Below are 275 nucleotides of genomic sequence, written 5' to 3' on the forward strand. Positions count from 1 at the left end.
GCGACCGACGACATCAGCAACATGGACGGCTTCAGCCAGGCCAAGAAGGTCTTCGCGGCGTCGTTCGACATCGGTGGTGTCGACGTCAAGATCACGATCTTCTACTGGCTGGTGTTCGCGGCGATCGCGACGTGGGTGCTGCTGCGCACGAAGTACGGCAACTGGATCTTCGCGGTGGGTGGCAACAAGGACTCCGCGCGGGCCGTGGGTGTGCCGGTGGCGTTCACGAAGATCTCGCTGTTCATGCTGGTCGGTCTCGGTGCCTGGTTCATCGG

Annotated in this window: 1 protein-coding gene; it reads left to right on the plus strand. The window is 62.5% G+C overall.

Translation table 11 applies throughout. The annotated features are described in order from the left end of the window. Positions 1-275: ABC transporter permease subunit (locus OO69_RS48615; RefSeq protein WP_033287471.1), on the plus strand; the 275-nt coding region annotated here is incomplete at both ends.

The organism is Streptomyces sp. NRRL F-525 (assembly GCF_000716605.1).
GTDB lineage: Bacteria > Actinomycetota > Actinomycetes > Streptomycetales > Streptomycetaceae > Streptomyces.